General features: G+C 63.0%; 16 protein-coding genes and 1 tRNA gene. 10 read left to right on the forward strand and 7 right to left on the reverse strand.

Annotated elements, in window-relative coordinates:
• Positions 1-34: 34 nt before the first annotated feature.
• The 3 genes from ACVOLS_RS06655 to ACVOLS_RS06665 all read right to left on the reverse strand — a co-directional run bounded on the left by ACVOLS_RS06655 (position 35) and on the right by ACVOLS_RS06665 (position 2,808).
• Positions 35-1,234, reverse strand: coding sequence for a leucine-rich repeat-containing protein kinase family protein (locus ACVOLS_RS06655; protein ID WP_481544953.1), 1,200 nt, complete (start codon positions 1,232-1,234; stop codon positions 35-37).
• A 210-nt stretch (positions 1,235-1,444) separates the two neighbouring features.
• Complete coding sequence (locus ACVOLS_RS06660; RefSeq protein WP_481544954.1) at positions 1,445-2,524, reverse strand: 4Fe-4S dicluster domain-containing protein; 1,080 nt, start codon at positions 2,522-2,524, stop codon at positions 1,445-1,447.
• Positions 2,521-2,808, reverse strand: coding sequence for a hypothetical protein (locus ACVOLS_RS06665; protein ID WP_481544955.1), 288 nt, complete (start codon positions 2,806-2,808; stop codon positions 2,521-2,523). Before ACVOLS_RS06665 ends, ACVOLS_RS06660 begins: the two co-directional genes overlap by 4 nt.
• 181 nt (positions 2,809-2,989) lie before the next feature.
• On the opposite strand from ACVOLS_RS06665, the gene ACVOLS_RS06670 reads away from it, so the two are divergent.
• From ACVOLS_RS06670 to ACVOLS_RS06690, 5 genes are all read left to right on the forward strand, one after another.
• A complete protein-coding gene (locus ACVOLS_RS06670; RefSeq protein ID WP_481544956.1) occupies positions 2,990-3,373 on the forward strand; it encodes a group III truncated hemoglobin in 384 nt (127 codons plus the stop codon).
• Positions 3,374-3,459: 86 nt separating this feature from the next.
• Complete coding sequence (gene hemN, locus ACVOLS_RS06675) at positions 3,460-4,875, forward strand: oxygen-independent coproporphyrinogen III oxidase (RefSeq protein WP_481544957.1); 1,416 nt, start codon at positions 3,460-3,462, stop codon at positions 4,873-4,875.
• Positions 4,876-4,956: 81 nt separating this feature from the next.
• Positions 4,957-5,043: transfer RNA gene (locus ACVOLS_RS06680), tRNA-Leu, on the forward strand.
• A 22-nt stretch (positions 5,044-5,065) separates the two neighbouring features.
• Positions 5,066-6,355, forward strand: coding sequence for a nucleotide sugar dehydrogenase (locus tag ACVOLS_RS06685; RefSeq protein ID WP_481544958.1), 1,290 nt, complete (start codon positions 5,066-5,068; stop codon positions 6,353-6,355).
• Between the two features lie 31 nt (positions 6,356-6,386).
• On the forward strand, positions 6,387-8,009 hold the full coding sequence (locus ACVOLS_RS06690) for an FMN-binding glutamate synthase family protein (RefSeq protein ID WP_481544959.1): 1,623 nt from the start codon (positions 6,387-6,389) through the stop codon (positions 8,007-8,009).
• Positions 8,010-8,214: 205 nt separating this feature from the next.
• Here the strand turns inward: ACVOLS_RS06690 and ACVOLS_RS06695 are convergent, their stop codons facing one another.
• Both ACVOLS_RS06695 and ACVOLS_RS06700 read right to left on the reverse strand, forming a co-directional pair.
• Entirely contained in the window at positions 8,215-9,444 is a 1,230-nt protein-coding gene (locus ACVOLS_RS06695) for a TIGR03862 family flavoprotein (protein WP_481544960.1), read from the reverse strand.
• The gene (locus tag ACVOLS_RS06700; protein WP_481544961.1) at positions 9,428-9,859 is read right to left on the reverse strand and encodes an FKBP-type peptidyl-prolyl cis-trans isomerase; all 432 of its coding nucleotides are present in this window, start codon (positions 9,857-9,859) and stop codon (positions 9,428-9,430) included. Before ACVOLS_RS06700 ends, ACVOLS_RS06695 begins: the two co-directional genes overlap by 17 nt.
• A gap of 61 nt (positions 9,860-9,920) precedes the next feature.
• On the opposite strand from ACVOLS_RS06700, the gene ACVOLS_RS06705 reads away from it, so the two are divergent.
• The 3 genes from ACVOLS_RS06705 (at position 9,921) to ACVOLS_RS06715 (ending at position 12,498) form a co-directional block, all read left to right on the forward strand.
• Positions 9,921-10,286 carry a DUF6164 family protein gene (locus ACVOLS_RS06705; RefSeq protein WP_481544962.1) on the forward strand — a complete coding sequence of 122 codons (366 nt, stop codon included), beginning with the start codon at positions 9,921-9,923 and terminating at the stop codon, positions 10,284-10,286.
• A 332-nt stretch (positions 10,287-10,618) separates the two neighbouring features.
• Positions 10,619-11,374 (forward strand): sulfurtransferase, encoded by a 756-nt coding sequence (locus ACVOLS_RS06710; RefSeq protein ID WP_481545007.1) that lies wholly within the window; start codon positions 10,619-10,621, stop codon positions 11,372-11,374.
• A gap of 128 nt (positions 11,375-11,502) precedes the next feature.
• On the forward strand, positions 11,503-12,498 hold the full coding sequence (locus ACVOLS_RS06715) for an LLM class flavin-dependent oxidoreductase (protein WP_481544963.1): 996 nt from the start codon (positions 11,503-11,505) through the stop codon (positions 12,496-12,498).
• 112 nt (positions 12,499-12,610) lie between these two features.
• Here ACVOLS_RS06715 and ACVOLS_RS06720 read toward each other — a convergent pair whose 3' ends face one another.
• Both ACVOLS_RS06720 and ACVOLS_RS06725 read right to left on the reverse strand, forming a co-directional pair.
• On the reverse strand, positions 12,611-13,285 hold the full coding sequence (locus ACVOLS_RS06720) for an exopolysaccharide biosynthesis protein (protein ID WP_481544964.1): 675 nt from the start codon (positions 13,283-13,285) through the stop codon (positions 12,611-12,613).
• Positions 13,269-14,612, reverse strand: coding sequence for a hemolysin family protein (locus tag ACVOLS_RS06725; protein WP_481544965.1), 1,344 nt, complete (start codon positions 14,610-14,612; stop codon positions 13,269-13,271). The genes ACVOLS_RS06720 and ACVOLS_RS06725 overlap by 17 nt, the downstream gene beginning before the upstream one ends.
• Before the next feature lie 276 nt (positions 14,613-14,888).
• Between ACVOLS_RS06725 and ACVOLS_RS06730 the strand changes: the two genes are divergently transcribed.
• Together ACVOLS_RS06730 and ACVOLS_RS06735 are read left to right on the forward strand one after the other, a co-directional pair.
• Positions 14,889-15,515 carry a DUF47 domain-containing protein gene (locus tag ACVOLS_RS06730; protein ID WP_057628278.1) on the forward strand — a complete coding sequence of 209 codons (627 nt, stop codon included), beginning with the start codon at positions 14,889-14,891 and terminating at the stop codon, positions 15,513-15,515.
• Between the two features lie 12 nt (positions 15,516-15,527).
• Positions 15,528-16,649 carry an inorganic phosphate transporter gene (locus tag ACVOLS_RS06735; RefSeq protein WP_481544966.1) on the forward strand — a complete coding sequence of 374 codons (1,122 nt, stop codon included), beginning with the start codon at positions 15,528-15,530 and terminating at the stop codon, positions 16,647-16,649.
• The last annotated feature ends 5 nt before the right edge of the window (positions 16,650-16,654 follow it).

Genomic DNA, 16,654 nt, shown 5'->3' on the forward strand with positions numbered 1-16,654 from the left:
GCGGATGCGCGCAAGTAGTAGTAAAGGTCTGCAGTCAGTTGTCAGTACGTACTCTGATCTCATCTTCAAGGTGCGCGAACGCACGCCACTCGACTGCCTGCAGATGCGCGCGATCTGCTGGTGGCAGGTTGCTGCTCAACATTGCTGCGCCGAAGTCGCTCAATACCGCTTCGCCACTGGCCGGGTTCCACAGGATGTTGTGGGCATACAGGTCGCCATGCAGCACGCCCTGCGCATGCAGGTGGGTGAGTGCTGAGTGGATGCAGCCAAGCAGGCGTTCGGCAATGGCAGGCGTTAAGCGCGCGTCCGCTGCATAGACATCGCGTGTGCAACTGGCAAGGCTGGGTGGGCTGGCCAGGTTGACGTAAACCGGTGGGAGCAAGGGCATCGCTACTGCCAAGCGACCTTCGGGGTGGCCTTCAACCACCGCCAGCGGTACAAGCAGGTTCGGGTGGCCGCTGGCGGCCAGACCTGCAGCGAGCTCCGACTGCGGTGTGCCATCGCTGGTAAATGCCGCCTTGAACACTTTGACGGCAATCGTTTCGCCGCTGTTCTTGAATGCTGCGCGATGGATATGGCCGCTGGCGCCTTCTCCCAGCAGCTCGCCCATATCGAGCTCGTCGTAGCGGATGGCATGGTGATGCGCATCTGCCAGCGCAGCATGTTCGGCTGCTGCGGTCAGCGGATTGCCGGCCAGCGCCGGCCACGCCAGGTTCGGCAGTGCGAGTAATGTTGCCGGAACCTCCTCGAACTGATTGCTGGCAACCCGCAGCAGTTCCAGTGCCTTGCAGGTGCTCAGATCGGGCAGGGCAGTGAGTTGGTTGCAGGAAAGCATCAACTTCTGCAGTCGCGGCCGCTGGCCAAGCGCTGACGGCAGTTCGCGAAGCTGGTTGTCAGTGAGGATCAACCAGCGCAGCCGGGCTGGCAGGCTGCGCTCGGGTACACGCGTAATCGCGCAAGCCTTGAAGCCGATCATCTCCAGCTGCTCGCAGTCGCCAAGCGCAGCTGGCAATTGCGTAAAAGGGTTGTTGGAGCAGAACAGGATGCGCAGCTTGTGCAGCCGACGCAGGTCATCCGGTAGCGAGTTGAGTTGGTTGCCGGACAGATCCAGCACTTCCAGTGTTTCGGCCAGGGCGAACAGCGCCTGCGGGAATTCGGTCAGGCCCAGATTGACCAGGCGAACAGTCTGGGCGCCGTTGAGGGCGCCGTTTTTGAGATCTTCAAGGGTATGCATGCCGTGCGAGTGTACTGGCACCGCCCGCACACAAGGCTTTTGTAGGAGCGGCGTAAGCCGCGAAGCCGGCAGGTCATCAGCACAGGCTCTTGTAGGAGCGGCGTGAGCCGCGAAGCCGGTAGATCATCAGATGGCATGGACGCCCATGGCTCAAGCAATGTCAGCTTCGCGGCTTATGCCGCTCCCACAGCTCCCACAGCGCGCGTCTTGTTAAATGCTTGCAGCGGTAAATGCCGCCAGGACCAAGCACAGCAGCGTAATGCAGGCGAACGCCAGCGGCTTGATGCGCAATCCAGATGGGGCGCCATCGCCATCACTGGCCGGGCGGGCGCGATGGATCAGGTCCAGCGGGTAATGGCTGGTGGCCATGGCATCGTCGCAGGCGTCCATGCAGTTGCCGCATGCAATGCAACTGATCGCGCTGCCATTGCGGATATCCAGCCCGATCGGGCAGGCCGCTGCGCAGGCGCCACAGTCGATGCAGTCACCCAGATGGACCGGACTGAAGTTGGGCATGGCCCCGGCGATCGCTGGGTGAGCAGCGCGGAATACGTAGTCGGCGGCCGTGGTTGCGTCGAGCAGGCCGCGTGAACGGTGCAGCACGCTGGCGTTGTCGCGATCACGGGGACCGCGCGGCTCGCCGCGGGGAGCGTTGTATTGGATGCAGGGCGTGCGCGCATCGGCGATCAGGCCCTGCACGCGGCTATAGGGGCAGAGATAGCTGCAGACCTGTTCGTGCAGGTAGACCACGTTTGCCCAGGTCGCCAGCCCGTAGAAGCTGATCCAGAAGCATTCCCAGCCGCTGAGCGAGAACGTGAGTGCCCCGTGCACGAGCTCGCCGATAGGGCTGAAGTAGCCAACAAAGCTGATGCCGGTCCACAGCGCGATCAGCGCCCAGAGCGCATGCCGTAGCGGCGCTCCCAGCGGTTTTGCCGGGCCGCGGAAATCGGTGAGGCGGGTCAACCTGCGGAACAGGCGGGTCAATACCGTCTGTGGGCAGGTATAGGTGCACCACAGGCGCCCATGCAGGCTGGTGACCAGGCAGAGCAGGGCCAGCGCCGCGATGGCAAGCCATAGCAGTGGCAGCGACTGCTCCGGTTGCATTGAGATGCCGGCGATCTGGAATTGGCGGGCATCGATGTCAAACAACAACCATGGTGCACCGCCCCAGTGCAGCCACGGCAGGCCGTAGAACGCGGCCTGCATTGCCGTGGTGGTGAGCTGGCGCAGCGTATCGCGCTTGCGGACGGTGCCAACGCTGGCTTCGCCGATGCTGCGCACAGGCCTCATTCGAAGGATTCCTCCTGCTCGCGTGCAGGGCGCATCAGCAATGCGGTTACCGTGCAGGCGCACAAGGTGCCGGCCCAGAACATGAAGAACCCCAGCGAATAGCCCAGCTCACGGCTGATGGCATGCTGCGGGAAGCTGATCTGCTGCAGCTCCAGCGGGTCGATGAACGCGAAGAAAGCCGCAGACATCACTGCGGCGGCAAAGAAACTGGGCCACACCACCGCGCCCAGGCGTTGGATCATCGGTAGCGAGCGGCTGCTGCTGGAGTCGGCTGGAGCGGTCATTGAGGGTTCCCGGGGACCTCGTTGCGAAGGAATGGAATCGGGTTCTGCAGCGCTGCGTTCTGGCAGTAGCTGATGACCCAGTGTGCGAGGCTAGGGGTTGTGCAGACGGCCGTCTTTGATCCTGATCAAGCAGGCCACGGCTGGGCGTAGTAGGTTCTGGTCAGACGACAGGAGGTGTGTTGTGCGGGCAGGGCCGGATGTATGCAGTGAAGAAGAGGTGGCGCAGTTGGTGCGGCGCTTCTACGCGCGGGTGCGCGAGGACGAGGTGCTGGGGCCGATATTCGAGGCGCGGGTGCACGACTGGGAGGCGCATCTGCTGCAACTGGTGGATTTCTGGTCCGCCTTGCTGCGCGGCACCTCGCGTTTCAGTGGCGCACCGATGCCCAAGCACCTGGCTATTCCCGGGCTGGAATCGCCGATGTTCGAGCGCTGGCTGGCGCTGTTCGCGCAGACCACCGCCGAGCTGGACAACCCCGCGATGCAGGCGTTGGCCGACGAGGCGGCCGGGCGGGTTGCCGGCTCCATCTGGCGTCGTTACCACGCGCCATCGTTCCCGATACTCTGAATGCTTCGCTAGTTGGCCCCATTCATGAATGGGGCCAATTGATCTAACTCAAGGCGAGCTGGCCGTGGCGCAGGCAAGCTGCGCGCATGAACACGCCGCTGCTGACGACCTCAAATGCCCTGGGCTGGACTTTCGATGCGGACCTGCTACGCCGGCACGATCGGCCTGGCCCGCGCTACACGTCCTACCCAACCGCGCCGCATTTCCACGACGGTTACGGGCAGGCCCAGTTCTGTGCGGCGGTAGCGCGCAGCAATGCGGCGGGCAGGCCGATGTCGTTGTACGTGCATGTTCCGTATTGCAGCAGCCCCTGTTTCTACTGTGGCTGTAACCGCGTCATTAGTCGCGACCGTAGCAAGGGTGAGCATTACGTCGACCAGTTGCTGGTGGAAGCGGATTGGCTGGCGCCGTTGTTCGCGCGCGAACGCGAAGTGGTGCAGTTGCACCTGGGCGGTGGTACGCCGAATTTCCTCGAGCCCGCGCAGCTGCGTCGGCTGATTGCCGGGCTGCAGAAGCTGTTCAATTTCAGCCAGAGCAGTGCGCGTGATTTTTCGATTGAGCTGGACCCGCGCTCGGTCAGTGTGGACGACATCGCCGTGCTGGCGGAGTTGGGCTTCAATCGCGCAAGCCTCGGCATCCAGGATTTCGACCCGAAAGTGCAGCAGGCGATCAATCGCGTGCAGGACGTGGATGAGACGATGGCTATCATCCAGGCCTGCCGCAACAACGGCATGCGTTCGGTCAACGTGGACCTGATCTACGGCCTGCCGCTGCAGACCCTTGCTGGTTTCGGCAAGACCTTGGACACGGTGATCAGTGCGCGTCCGGATCGTCTGGCGATCTACGGCTACGCGCACCTGCCGCATATGTTCAAGGCGCAGCGGCAGATCCAGGATCGCGATCTGCCAGATCCCGAGCAGAAGCTGGCGCTGCTGGGGCTGGCTGTCGAACGGCTGTCGGCTGCCGGTTATCAGTACATCGGCATGGATCATTTCGCCTTGCCCGAGGAAGACCTGTCGCGCGCGCAGCGTGCCGGCAGCCTGCATCGCAATTTCATGGGCTATACCACCCATGCCGACAGCGACCTGCTGGGGCTTGGCGTCAGTGCGATCAGCCATATCGACAACAGCTACAGCCAGAATCCGCGTGATCTCAAGGACTGGGAGGCCAGGATTGCCGAGGGCGGTTTGCCGGTCTGGCGCGGGCTGGAGTTGGATGGCGACGACCTGCTGCGTGCGGAACTGATCCAGCAGCTGATGTGCCATGGCAGCGTGGATGGCCGCGCGCTGGCGCGCCAGCATGACGTGGATTTCGATATCTATTTCGCCGAAGAGCTGATTGCCCTGCAGCATCTGCAGGATGACGGCTTGGTCAGCTACAGCGATGGCGTGGTTGCTGCCACCGAGCAGGGGCGGCCCCTGCTGCGCTTGATCGCAATGTGCTTTGACCGCTACCTGAAGGCCGCACAGCAGCCTGCACGCTATTCGCGCGCCATCGGTTGAGGCCACATAGGCGGCGGATTCAGCGCCGCCGCCAATATTCGCGATTCACAATTGGGCCGCAATCAGGCAGGCTATTGCGATGCCCGGATGGCGAAACTGGTAGACGCATCGGACTTAAAATCCGCCGGCCGCAAGGCCATGCCGGTTCGATTCCGGCTCCGGGCACCAGTTTGCAACCTCAGGGGATGGCATGAGCGCCGAGATCACCGCCGCGGTAGCGCCGCAGATCGCCATCATCGGCTTGGGCTATGTTGGCCTGCCATTGGCCGTTGAGTTCGGTAAGACGCTCGATACTCTGGGGTATGACATCGATACTGCCCGCGTTGCCGAGTTGCAGGCAGGGCACGACCATACGCTGGAACTGTATGACGCCGAGCTCGCCGCTGGCGGGCTGGCACGCTACACCGCCGACAAGGCCGATCTGGCCGCGCGCAATGTTTTCATCGTCACCGTGCCGACGCCGATCGATGCGTATGAGCAACCGGATCTTGGCCCCCTGCGCAGTGCGAGCACGTTGATCGCTGCGGTGCTCAAACGCGGCGATCTGGTGATCTACGAGTCCACCGTGTATCCGGGCACTACCGAAGAGGTCTGCGTGCCGTTGCTGGAGCAGGGCTCGGGGCTGCGTTTCAACCAGGACTTCTACTGCGGTTATAGCCCGGAGCGGATCAATCCAGGTGATCGCCAGCGGCGTTTGCCGGATATCAAGAAGATCACCTCAGGCTCCACGCCCGAGGCTGCCGAGGTGGTGGATGCCCTATACCGGCGCATCATCAGTGCCGGCACCTGGCCGGCGTCTTCGCTGCGCGTGGCCGAGGCGGCCAAGGTGGTGGAGAACATCCAGCGTGATGTGAACATCGCCCTGGTCAACGAGTTGGCGTTGATCTTTGACAAGCTCGGTATCGACACTCTGGATGTATTGGAAGCGGCAGGCACCAAGTGGAACTTCCTGCCGTTCCGGCCGGGCATGGTCGGCGGCCACTGCATAGGCATTGATCCTTACTACCTGCTGCACAAGTCCGAGAGCGTTGGTTATCACCCGGACCTGATCCACACCGCACGGCAGGTCAACAACCGTGTGGTTGCGCATGTAGTCACCCGCGTGCGCGGCTTGCTGGAAGACCGGAACAAGCCGTTGCAGAGCGCGCGCGTGCTGGTGCTGGGTGTGACCTTCAAGGAAGATTGCCCGGACCTGCGCAACAGCCGTGCCCTGGACCTGGTGCAGATGCTCGCGGCAGCAGGCGCAAAGGTCGATGCTTTTGATCCATGGGCCGATCCACGCAACGCGCACGACATGGGCGGTGTAGAGCTTGTGAAAGCGCCGCAGCAAGGCGCATACGATGCCGTGGTCCTTGCCGTGGCACACCAGCAGTTCCGTGCCTTCGACGAGGCGCAGATCCGTGCCCTGGGTGTGCCGGACATGGTGGTCTACGATGTGAAATCGGCCTGGCCGAGGCAAGTAGTGGACGACCGGTTGTAGAATCCGCCATCCGTGTAGGTTGAGGACGGTAATGCATCGTTATCTGGTTTATGTGCTGGCGCTGATCCTGCTGCCAGTATCTCTGGCACTGGCCAGCCACTGGCCGGCTTGGTACTGGGGCGTTGGCCTGTTTGGCCTGATGGCGGTGCTCGGCACCTGGGATGTATTGCAGCGACGCAGCGTGCTGCGTCGCAACTACCCGGTGTTGGCGCATTTTCGCTATGGCTTCGAATCCATCGGTCCGGAAATCCGCCAGTATTTCGTGCAGAGCGATCTGGAGGACGTGCCGTTCTCACGCCAGCAACGTCAGCTGATCTACCAGCGTTCACGCAATGAAATGGATGTGGTGCCGTTCGGCACGCTGCGCAGTGCCTATGCAGTGGACTACGAATGGATCAACCATTCGCTGTCGCCCACCAGCATTGCGCACCACGATTTTCGTGTGCTGATCGGGCCCGATTGCGCCAAACCTTATTCCGCCAGTGTGTTCAACATCTCGGCGATGAGCTTTGGTTCCTTGTCGGCCAATGCGATCCGCGCGTTGAACAAGGGGGCCAAACTTGGTGGCTTCTGCCACGACACCGGTGAAGGTTCGATCTCGCCGTATCACCGTGAGAACGGCGGTGATCTGGTTTGGGAAATCGGCTCGGGCTACTTCGGTTGCCGCGATGAAAACGGCCGCTTCAGTGAAGCGCGCTTTGTCGAGAACGCGAGCTCCGATCAGGTCAAGATGATCGAGATCAAGCTGTCGCAAGGTGCCAAGCCGGGCCATGGCGGTGTGTTGCCGGCGGCCAAGGTCAGTGCCGAAATTTCCGCGACGCGTGGCGTGCCGATGGGTGTGGATTGCGTATCGCCGTCCAAGCATTCGGCATTCTCCACACCAATCGAACTGCTGCAGTTTGTTGCGCGCCTGCGTGAACTTTCAGGCGGCAAGCCGGTTGGTTTCAAGTTGGCCATCGGCCATCCGTGGGAATGGTTCGGCATCGCCAAGGCGATGTTGGAAACCGGGATGCTGCCGGACTACATCGTGGTCGACGGCGCCGAAGGCGGTACTGGCGCGGCGCCGGCCGAATTCATCGATCACGTTGGCGTGCCGATGAACGAAGCGCTGATCCTGGTGCACAACACCTTGGTGGGGCTTGGCCTGCGTGATCGCATTCGATTGGGTGCGGCCGGCAAGGTGACCACGGCCTTCGATATTGCCCGCACCATCGCCTTGGGCGCTGACTGGTGCAATGCCGGGCGCGGTTACATGTTCGCGCTGGGCTGCATCCAATCGTTGAGCTGCCACAACGACAAATGCCCAACCGGCATTGCCACCCAGGACCCGAGCCGCTGGCGTCATCTTGAGCCGGTTGACAAGGGCCAGCGCGTGTTCAATTACCACCAGAACACCATGCGCGCGCTGCGTGACCTGCTCGGCGCTGCTGGCCTGCACGATACGTCCGAGTTGGGCCCGGAGCACATCCTGCGCCGCGTATCGCCGGTGGAGATCCGCTCGCTGGCCAGCTTGTATCGCTATCTTGGACCGGGCGAATTGTTGAACAAGGTGCCCGAGCACACGGTGTTCCGCGAGTATTGGGCGGAGGCGCGCAGTGATTCGTTCACCCCGCCGGCCCGCATTGCGGCCTTGCGTACCAGCAAGATGCGCTGATCATTGACAGCTTGTAGCAGCGGTGTGAGCCGCGAAGCCCGCAGCGATGGAACTGCGGGCTTTTTTGTGCTCGGATTGATTTTCAGCTTCGCGGCTTACGCCGTTCCTTCAAGTTGCTGCGATATTGGCAAGGCCCCCTGCCGACCATGGGTCGGCACTACGGGGCGGTGTTTCCGGTAAAGCCCCTGCCGACCCTGGGTCCGCACTACAACCAGCGGATCACGCCTTCTGCGGCGCGCTTGCCGCTGGCATAGCAGGCGGTCAGCAGGTAACCGCCGGTTGGGGCTTCCCAGTCCAGCATCTCGCCAGCGCAGAACACGCCCGGTTGCGCGGTGAGCATCAGCCCGTCATCCATCGCTTCCAGCTTTACACCGCCAGCGGTGCTGATGGTTTCGGCCATCGGGCGCGGCCGCAGCAGCTGCAACGGCAGGCGTTTGAGCGTGCGTACGACGGCGTCCAGGTCGTTGCCTGCATCCTTGCCCAGTACTTCGAACAGCAGTCCTGCCTTGGCGGCATCCAGACCAGCTGCGCGACGCAGGTGTTCACCGAAGCTGCGGCCCTTGCGTGAGCGGCCCAGGTCGGCGAGCAGGCGCGTTTCATCGCGGCCGGGTACCAGGTCCAACTCCAGCGTCACCGCGCCATTGCGATTGAGGGTTTCGCGCAGGTCGGCGGCGAGTGCATAGATCAGGCTGCCTTCAATGCCGTATTCGCTGACCACGCACTCGCCCTGCAGCGACTGTGCGTGTCCCTGCAAGTCAGTCCAATGCGCGATCACCGGTTTGATCGGCGCGCCGGCATGACGGCCGCGGAAGTGGGCAGTCCAATCGATATCGAAGCCGCAGTTGGCCGATTGCAGGGGCGCCGTATCAACGCCGCGCTCCTGCAAGACCGGCATCCAGCTGCCATCGGAACCCAGCTCCGGCCAGCTGCCGCCGCCCAGTGCCAGCACGGTGGCATCGGCCTTGACGCTGACTTCGCCTTCAGCGGTTGCCATACGCAGGCTGCCGTCCGGGTTCCAGCCCAGCCAGCGATGTTGCACGTGGAAGCGCACGCCTTGTTCCTTCAGTCGGCGTACCCAGCCGCGCAGCAGCGGTGCTGCCTTGCGGTCCACCGGGAACACGCGGCCGGAACTGCCGACATAGGTTTCCACGCCAAAACCCTGCGCCCAACGGCGCAGGGCATCGGCATCGAAGCCGTCCAGCCAGGTTGCTACTTCGGCCTGGCGTTCGCGGTAACGGCTGTCGAACAGTGGGCGCAGGTCGGAATGGGTGAGGTTTAGCCCACCCTTGCCGGCGATCAGGAATTTGCGCCCGGGCGAGCCCTTGGCTTCGTACAGGTTGATCGCCAGGCCGGCCGCGCGCAGGCGCTCGGCGGCAAACAGGCCGGCCGGGCCTCCGCCGATCACGGCAACGGTTTTATCAGCGAGGTTTGACATCAAGCAGTTCTACATCGAAGACCAATGAGGAGCCGGCCGGGATCGGGCCAACGCCGCGGTTGCCATAGCCGTACTCGGCCGGAATCATCAGGGTGCGCTTGCCGCCGACCTTCATGCCTGCGACGCCTTCATCCCAGCCGCGGATGACCTGCTTGTCGCCAAGGTTGAAGCTGAACGATTCGCCGCGATCCACCGAGCTGTCGAACTTCTCGCCATGCTTGTCGGGCTTACGCTCGTCGTAGATCCAGCCGGTGTAATGCACACTGACCTTGCTGCCTGCAACTGCTTCAGCGCCGGTGCCGGGCACGGTGTCGATCTGCTCGAACTTGGCGATCGTACCGCCCGGCGGAGGGCCTGGCGGGGTGCAGCCGGCGGCCAACAGGGACAGCAGCAGCGGGATGAACAGACGGCGCATGGCGCGCTCCGTTGGAAAGGGGCGTGCAGGGTAGCGCATCGCCGCCGGGTATCATGGCGGCATGGCCAAACTGCTGCTCAATCTACGTAATGTCGGCGACGACGAAAGCACCGAGGTCGGCGAACTGCTCGACCGCAACGGCATCGCCTGGTACCGCACCGAGCCCAGTCCCTGGGGTATTTCCAATGGCGGCATCTGGCTGCGCGAGAACGATGATCTGCCGCGCGCGAAAGACTTGATGGCGCGCTATCAGGCTGAACGCGGGCAACGGGTGCGTGAAGAGCGCGAGGCGGCGTTGCGGGACGGTAGTGCTGAAACGTTCGGTTCGATGTTGCGGAGCCGGCCGTTGTTCGTGGTGGCGGTGCTGTTGGGCATGGTGGTTGTTTCGGCCTTGGTGTTGCTGCCGTACTTCCTGCTGCGGGGGTGATGGCTCTCAGCTCCCTCCCTTGCTCCGTTGGAGCAGGGGAGGGGTTGGTTTTTGGGTCTTTCGGGCATTGCCAGCTTCCCGGCTTACGCCGCTCCTACAAATCCCGTTCACGTGTCGGCGGAAGCTTCACCTGTAGTGCCGACCCATGGTCGGCTGAGACTTGACCGGGAACACCCCTGTCGAGCATGGCTCGGCACTACACCCCCCTCCCTTTGCCGAAGGCAAGGGGAGGGTTGGGGAGGGGTTGGCTTTTGGGGCCTTCGAGCATTATCAGCTTCGCGGCTTACGCCACTCCCACAACGGCCGTGGGGCCGGTCGTTTAAACTATGCGCATGATCGTCAATACCGCTGCCTATCTTTTCGTTCAGCTGGCTGATGCCGAAGCCTTGACCGCCACCTTGCATGAACGCGCAAAGGCGCTGGAGCTGCGCGGCACCATCCTGATCGCGGAGGAGGGCATCAACCTGTTCCTCGCCGGCAGCAGCGAAGGCATTGATGGCTTCTACAGCCAGCTCAAGACCGATGCACGCTTCGCCGACATGCGCATCAAGTACAGCCACAGCCAGATGCAGCCGTTCGCGAAGCTGAAGGCCAAGTTCAAGTCGGAAATCATCAGTTTCCGCCGCGATGACGGCCAGCCGCTGGATTACCCGCGCGCGCCCAGCGTTGCCCCGGCCACCGTGCAGCGCTGGCTGCGGCAGGGCCACGATGACGACGGCAAGCGGGTGGTGATGCTGGACACGCGCAACTGGCAGGAATTCGCCCACGGCACCTTCGAAGGTGCGCTGACCCTGCCAATCGCCAAGTTCACCGATCTGCCAGCCGCGCTGGAGCCGCACCGCGAGGCGCTGGCCGATGCCACCGTGGTCAGCTTCTGCACCGGCGGCATCCGCTGTGAAAAAGCCGCGCTGTGGATGCAGAACGATGGCATGCACAACGTGCTGCAGCTGGAAGGCGGCATCCTCGGCTACTTCGAGGAAGTGGGCGGCGAAGGCTATGACGGCCGCTGCTTCGTGTTTGATGAGCGCGTGGCGCTGGATGCACAACTGCAGCCGCTGGTGGACCGGCAGGACGAAGTCCAAGCCTGAGAAGGCACGGGTTTCAAGCCTGCACAGGCAGGGCGTGGGAAACAGTGTCCCGGTGGAAGTCGCCGTGACTGCATGGAGAATGCAAGGACAAACCCCATGTCCTCTGCATCGTCCATGGAGACCGCCGAATGATCCCGCTGTCCATTCTTGACCTGGCCCCGGTCTGCGAGGGCTCAACCCCGCAGCAGGCCTTCGCCAACATGCTGGAACTGGCCCAGCACGCTGACCGCTGGGGCTATCACCGCTATTGGCTGGCCGAGCACCACAACATGCCCGGTATCGCCAGCGCCGCGACCTCGGTGCTGATCGGGCATGTGGCCGGTGGTACCTCGCGTATCCGCGTGGGCTCCGGTGGGGTGATGCTGCCCAACCATTCGCCGCTGCAGGTGGCCGAGCAGTTCGGCACGCTGGCCTCGTTGTATCCGGACCGCATCGATCTGGGCCTTGGCCGCGCGCCCGGCACCGATCAACCGACCGCGCGCGCCTTGCGCCGCTATTTCGACAGCGCAGACCAGTTCCCCCAGGACGTTACCGAGCTGCTGCATTACTTCGCGCCGGTACAGCCCGGACAGACGGTGCAGGCCGTGCCCGGTGGTGGCATTCCGGTGCCGGTATGGTTGCTGGGGTCGAGTCTGTTCAGTGCGCGCTTGGCCGCAACGATGGGCCTGCCGTTTGCATTTGCCTCGCATTTTGCCCCGGACTCCATGGACGAGGCGCTGGCGCTGTATCGCCGCGACTTCCGTCCTTCCGAGCACCTGCAGGCGCCATACGCGATTCTGGCATTGAATGTGGTGGCCAGTGATTCGGAGGCCGAGTCGAAGCGATTGTTCACCAGTCAGCAGCAGGCCTTCGTCAATCTGCGACGCGGCACGCCTGGGCGTATCCCGGCGCCGGTGGATGACATCGAATCGTTCTGGGCGCCGCATGAAAAGGCCGGTGTCGAGCGCGCCTTGGCGTGCAGTATCGTCGGCGATTCGGCTCAGGTGGCCGAGGGCTTGCTGGCCTTCGTTGAGCGCCATCGCCCGGATGAAATGATGTTGGCCGCCAATATCTATGATCCTGCGGCGCGCCTGCGTTCGTTCGACCTGGCGATGCAGGCCTGGCAGCGGGTGGCAGCGGCGTAAGCCGTTCTGCTCCCTCCCTTTGGCGTAGCCAAGGGGAGGGCTGGGGAGGGGTGATTTTTGCCGGTAAAGCTCCTGCCGAGCATGGCTCGGCACTACCGTGGACCGGAGGGCGTCAGCTGGTCAGGCGCTCGAACAGTGCGATGCTCTCGCTTATCAGCTGGCCTGACCCAAATCCGAAGAACAGGCCAGCGGCAATCGCTGCCAGCCAGTTGAACAGCATCAGTGCGCCATCGCGCTCGATGAGTGCCAGTGCGAACAGCAGCAGCTGGAAGCCAAACAGATAATTAGTGAACGGAATCGGCAGCGATAGCAGCAGGCCGACCAGCAACAACAGCACGCCGGTGAGCATGCGCGCAGGCAGTGGCACGATCAGCACGCCCAGCCGTGGCTTGAGCATCCGGTCCAGGCGTTGCAGCGGTCGGCTGATCTTGCTGAGGAACTTGTGCACGGTGCTGCGCTTGGGGCCGCGGCGGGCAATGAAGCCCGGTAGCCACGGCCGCGACATGCCAAACAATAATTGGCTGCCGATCAGGAATACCAGTGGACTGCTGACCGCGCCGCCGATGCCCGGAATCGGGATGAAAGCGGGCAGGATGGCGATGAACAGGAATACGCCGAAGGCGCTCTGTTCCAAGCCTTGTAGAACCTTGCCCAGCGGCAGGTGCTCATCCGGGTCGCCGCGTTCAAACATCGCCAGCAGGGTGCGGATGCCTTCGTTGCGATAACCGCCGGTCTCTGTCCTGCTCGCGTCCGGCGAGGTGCCGTCCGGGTCAACCGGTGGTGTCATCAGCGTCTTCTTCCGGCAGCTTGCGCAGCAGCAGCTTGTCGATACGGGCGCCGTCCAGATCGACGATCTCGATGCGCCAGCCGGCCCAGTCGAAGTATTCGCCTGCGTGCGGGATGCGGCCGAAGTAATGCATGCACATACCGGCGATGGTGTAGTAATCGCCTTCCTCTGCATCCGGCAGCTCGGCGCCGTTCATCAGTTCCTGCAGGTCGTCCACCGGTAGCGAGCCGTCGACCAGCAATGAGCCGTCTTCGCGGGTGACAACCAGTGCGTCATCGTCGGTATTCTCCGTGGCCTGCAGGCGGCCGACCACAGCGCCCATCAGGTCGGAGATGGTCACCAGACCTTGGATCTCGCCGTATTCGTCGACCACCAGCGCCATCGACTGGTGCTCTTCACGGAAGATCTCCAGCAGCTTCATCGCGTGGGTGGATTCGGAGACGTACAGCGTCTCGCGCAGGTTCTCGAACAGGTTGTGGCTGCCGCCGCTGAGGCGGGTGACCAGACTCTTCACCTCGAGGATGCCGGCGATGTCCTGGTCGTTGCCGCGATACACCGGGTAGCGCGAGAACGAATGGTCGCGCATGGCCAGCAGGTTCTTTTCCGGGTCGGCGTTGGTATCCAGCCAGGCGATGCGGTTGCGCGGGGTCATCAGGCTGTCGGCGGTACGGTCGCCCAGGCGCATGACCCGGTTCATCATGTCGCGCTCATGGGTGTCGATCACACCCTGCTCATGGCTTTCGGCCACCAGCATGCGGATCTCCTCTTCACTGACCGAGGCGGACTCGGTGTTGCCCAGGCCAAGCAGGCGTAGCACCAGTCGAGTGGAGTGCGACAGCAGCCAGACGCCGGGAGCGGCGATGCGTGCCAGCCAGCTCATCGGCACCGCGACAATGCCGGCGATGTCCTCGGAACGGGTCAACGCGACGCGTTTTGGCACCAGTTCACCGAAAATCAGCGTCAGATAGGTGATAAGTGCGACTGCCAGGGTCTTGCCGAGGAACTCGGACCACGGCTGCACCGCACCGAACAGCGAGAAGTTGGCTGACAGGGCAGGGAAGAAGGCTTGCAGGTGCTGGGCGATAGCGCCGCCAATCGCGTCGCCGCCGTAAACACCGGTCAGGATGCCGATCAGGGTGATGCCGATCTGCACCGTGGACAGGAAGTTCTCGGGTTTTTCGGACAGGGCCAGGGCGCGCGCTGCGCGCTTGCTCGAACCGGCCAACTGCTTGAGGCGGCTCTTGCGCGAGGTCATGACCGACATCTCGGACATGGCAAAGAACCCATTCAGCAGAATCAGGGCCAGGACGATAAAAAATTCAAACACGGGTCTCTCCCCGGGTTGGTGACAGGGAGGGCGGGTGCTTGCGGCTGCGGCGGGCGCTCAGGGGCGGGATCCGGCGCTGTGGCGGGGGATAAGGGTCGTCTTCCATAGGGTGCACCGCGAGGGCGCTGGGCGATATTAGCAAACCGTCAGGGCTCAGGTGCGGCCGCCCGTTCACATTTCAGGGCTAAAAAACTCGCCGGGAATACCCTGAATGCCATCTAGCCGTCATAATTCGCCCCTGATGCCGTCCCTCCCGCGACGGCGAATAGGCTCCCCATGTTTTCGTTGCAGACCATCTTTGGCTCCGGCAAGCAGTTCTATACCTATCTCGATGAGGCCGCGCAGGCTGCCTATGACGGTGCCAAAGCACTGCACAGCATGATGCGCGAGGCCGATCGTCAGCCGGCGCTGGATGCATTCAAGCTCGCCCGTCTGCGCGAACGCGCTGCCTCGGACAAGATCAGCCAGGCGCTGGTTGACAGTTTCATGACCCCGATCGAGCGCGAGGACATCGAAGCGCTGGGTTCGGCGCTGTACAAGATCCCCAAGCAGATCGAGAAGTTCGCGGACCGCTACTCGCTGGCCGTGCAGCACCTGGACCAGATCGACTTCGCCCCGCGTGCGGCGATGCTGGAGCAGGCCGCAGGCGTGGTGGTGGAAATGGTCAACGACCTGCGCCACATGAACCTGGACCGCATGACCGCGCTCAACGAGAAGCTGCGTTCGCTGGAGAACGAGGCTGACCGTCTGATGCTTGAGCTGTACCGCGACATCTACTCCGGTCGCTTGGACAACCTGCAGATGTTCCTGCTCAAGGAATTCTTCGAGATCCTGGAAAAGGCCATCGACCGTTGCCGCGAAGCCGGCGTGGTGGCCTACCAGATCGTGCTCAAGAACAGCTGACGGGGACGCTCTATGCTCACCCTCGTCCTGGTGGTGATTCTGGCCGCGCTCGTCTTCGAGTTCATCAACGGCTTCCACGACACCGCCAATTCCATTGCCACCGTGGTGGCAACCAAGGTCCTGTCGCCCGGTTGGGCGGTGATGTTGGCCGCTTTCATGAACCTGATCGGCGCGCTGACCGGCACTGCCGTCGCGTTGACCATCGCCAATGGCCTGCTCAACACCGACGTGGTCGATGTGACCCCGCAGGTGATCCTGTGCGCGCTGCTTGGCGGCATCGTCTGGAACCTGATCACCTGGTGGAAAGGCCTGCCGTCCTCGTCGTCGCACGCCCTGATCGGTGGTCTGTGTGGCGCCGGTCTGGCCGCTGCGCATAACAACTGGGATGCGCTGATCTGGTCGCAGAACGTCGGCAACTGGGCGCAGAACAAGGGCCTGTTGTGGAAGGTGTTCGTGCCGATGATCACTTCGCCGATCGCCGGCTTCCTGCTCGGCGTGGTGGTGATGTGCCTGTTGTGGGCAATCATCGCCGGCATGGCCCGGGTTGGTGGCGTGCTTGGTCGTCTGGCCCGTCCGCGCTGGGTCAATGCTTTCTTCGGCAAGGCGCAGATCGTGTCGGCGGCGTACATGGGCTTTGCCCACGGCCATAACGATGCGCAGAAGACCATGGGCATCATCGCGATGACCCTGGTCGGTGCCGAGGCAACCGGTGCGCTGAACGATCTGCCCTCGTGGCTGGCCTTCATGCACCCGGATGCCAATGCTGGCAACGGCATCGCCATGTGGATCGTGCTGACCTGTGCGGTGGTGATGGCTGCCGGTACTGCTTCTGGCGGCTGGAAGATCATCAAGACCCTGGGTCACAAGATGGTCAAGCTGCACCCGATCCACGGCTTCGCCGCGGAGACCAGCTCGGCCACCATCCTGACCCTGGCTGCGCATTTCGGCATGCCGGTCTCGACCACCCACAGCATCTCCACCGCGATCATGGGCGTTGGCTTTGCCAAGAACCCCAAGTCGCTGCGTCTGGGCGTGATCGAGCGCATCCTGTGGGCTTGGATCCTGACGATCCCTGCGGCAGGTGGTTGTGCTTACCTGATCCTGCGCCTGTTCGAAATGGTGGGCTGGAACTGAGGTAT

The sequence above is a fragment of the Stenotrophomonas sp. STEN038 genome, assembly GCF_056759895.1.

Bases quoted from the DNA above. Each gene is read 5' to 3' on its own strand.
- ACVOLS_RS06655 (WP_481544953.1), bottom strand. From the start codon at position 1,234: ATGCATACCCTTGAAGATCTCAAAAACGGCGCCCTCAACGGCGCCCAG.
- ACVOLS_RS06660 (WP_481544954.1), bottom strand. From the start codon at position 2,524: ATGAGGCCTGTGCGCAGCATCGGCGAAGCCAGCGTTGGCACCGTCCGC.
- ACVOLS_RS06665 (WP_481544955.1), bottom strand. From the start codon at position 2,808: ATGACCGCTCCAGCCGACTCCAGCAGCAGCCGCTCGCTACCGATGATC.
- hemN (WP_481544957.1), top strand. From the start codon at position 3,460: ATGAACACGCCGCTGCTGACGACCTCAAATGCCCTGGGCTGGACTTTC.
- ACVOLS_RS06685 (WP_481544958.1), top strand. From the start codon at position 5,066: ATGAGCGCCGAGATCACCGCCGCGGTAGCGCCGCAGATCGCCATCATC.
- ACVOLS_RS06690 (WP_481544959.1), top strand. From the start codon at position 6,387: ATGCATCGTTATCTGGTTTATGTGCTGGCGCTGATCCTGCTGCCAGTA.
- ACVOLS_RS06695 (WP_481544960.1), bottom strand. From the start codon at position 9,444: ATGTCAAACCTCGCTGATAAAACCGTTGCCGTGATCGGCGGAGGCCCG.
- ACVOLS_RS06700 (WP_481544961.1), bottom strand. From the start codon at position 9,859: ATGCGCCGTCTGTTCATCCCGCTGCTGCTGTCCCTGTTGGCCGCCGGC.
- ACVOLS_RS06705 (WP_481544962.1), top strand. From the start codon at position 9,921: ATGGCCAAACTGCTGCTCAATCTACGTAATGTCGGCGACGACGAAAGC.
- ACVOLS_RS06710 (WP_481545007.1), top strand. From the start codon at position 10,619: ATGATCGTCAATACCGCTGCCTATCTTTTCGTTCAGCTGGCTGATGCC.
- ACVOLS_RS06715 (WP_481544963.1), top strand. From the start codon at position 11,503: ATGATCCCGCTGTCCATTCTTGACCTGGCCCCGGTCTGCGAGGGCTCA.
- ACVOLS_RS06720 (WP_481544964.1), bottom strand. From the start codon at position 13,285: ATGACACCACCGGTTGACCCGGACGGCACCTCGCCGGACGCGAGCAGG.
- ACVOLS_RS06730 (WP_057628278.1), top strand. From the start codon at position 14,889: ATGTTTTCGTTGCAGACCATCTTTGGCTCCGGCAAGCAGTTCTATACC.
- ACVOLS_RS06735 (WP_481544966.1), top strand. From the start codon at position 15,528: ATGCTCACCCTCGTCCTGGTGGTGATTCTGGCCGCGCTCGTCTTCGAG.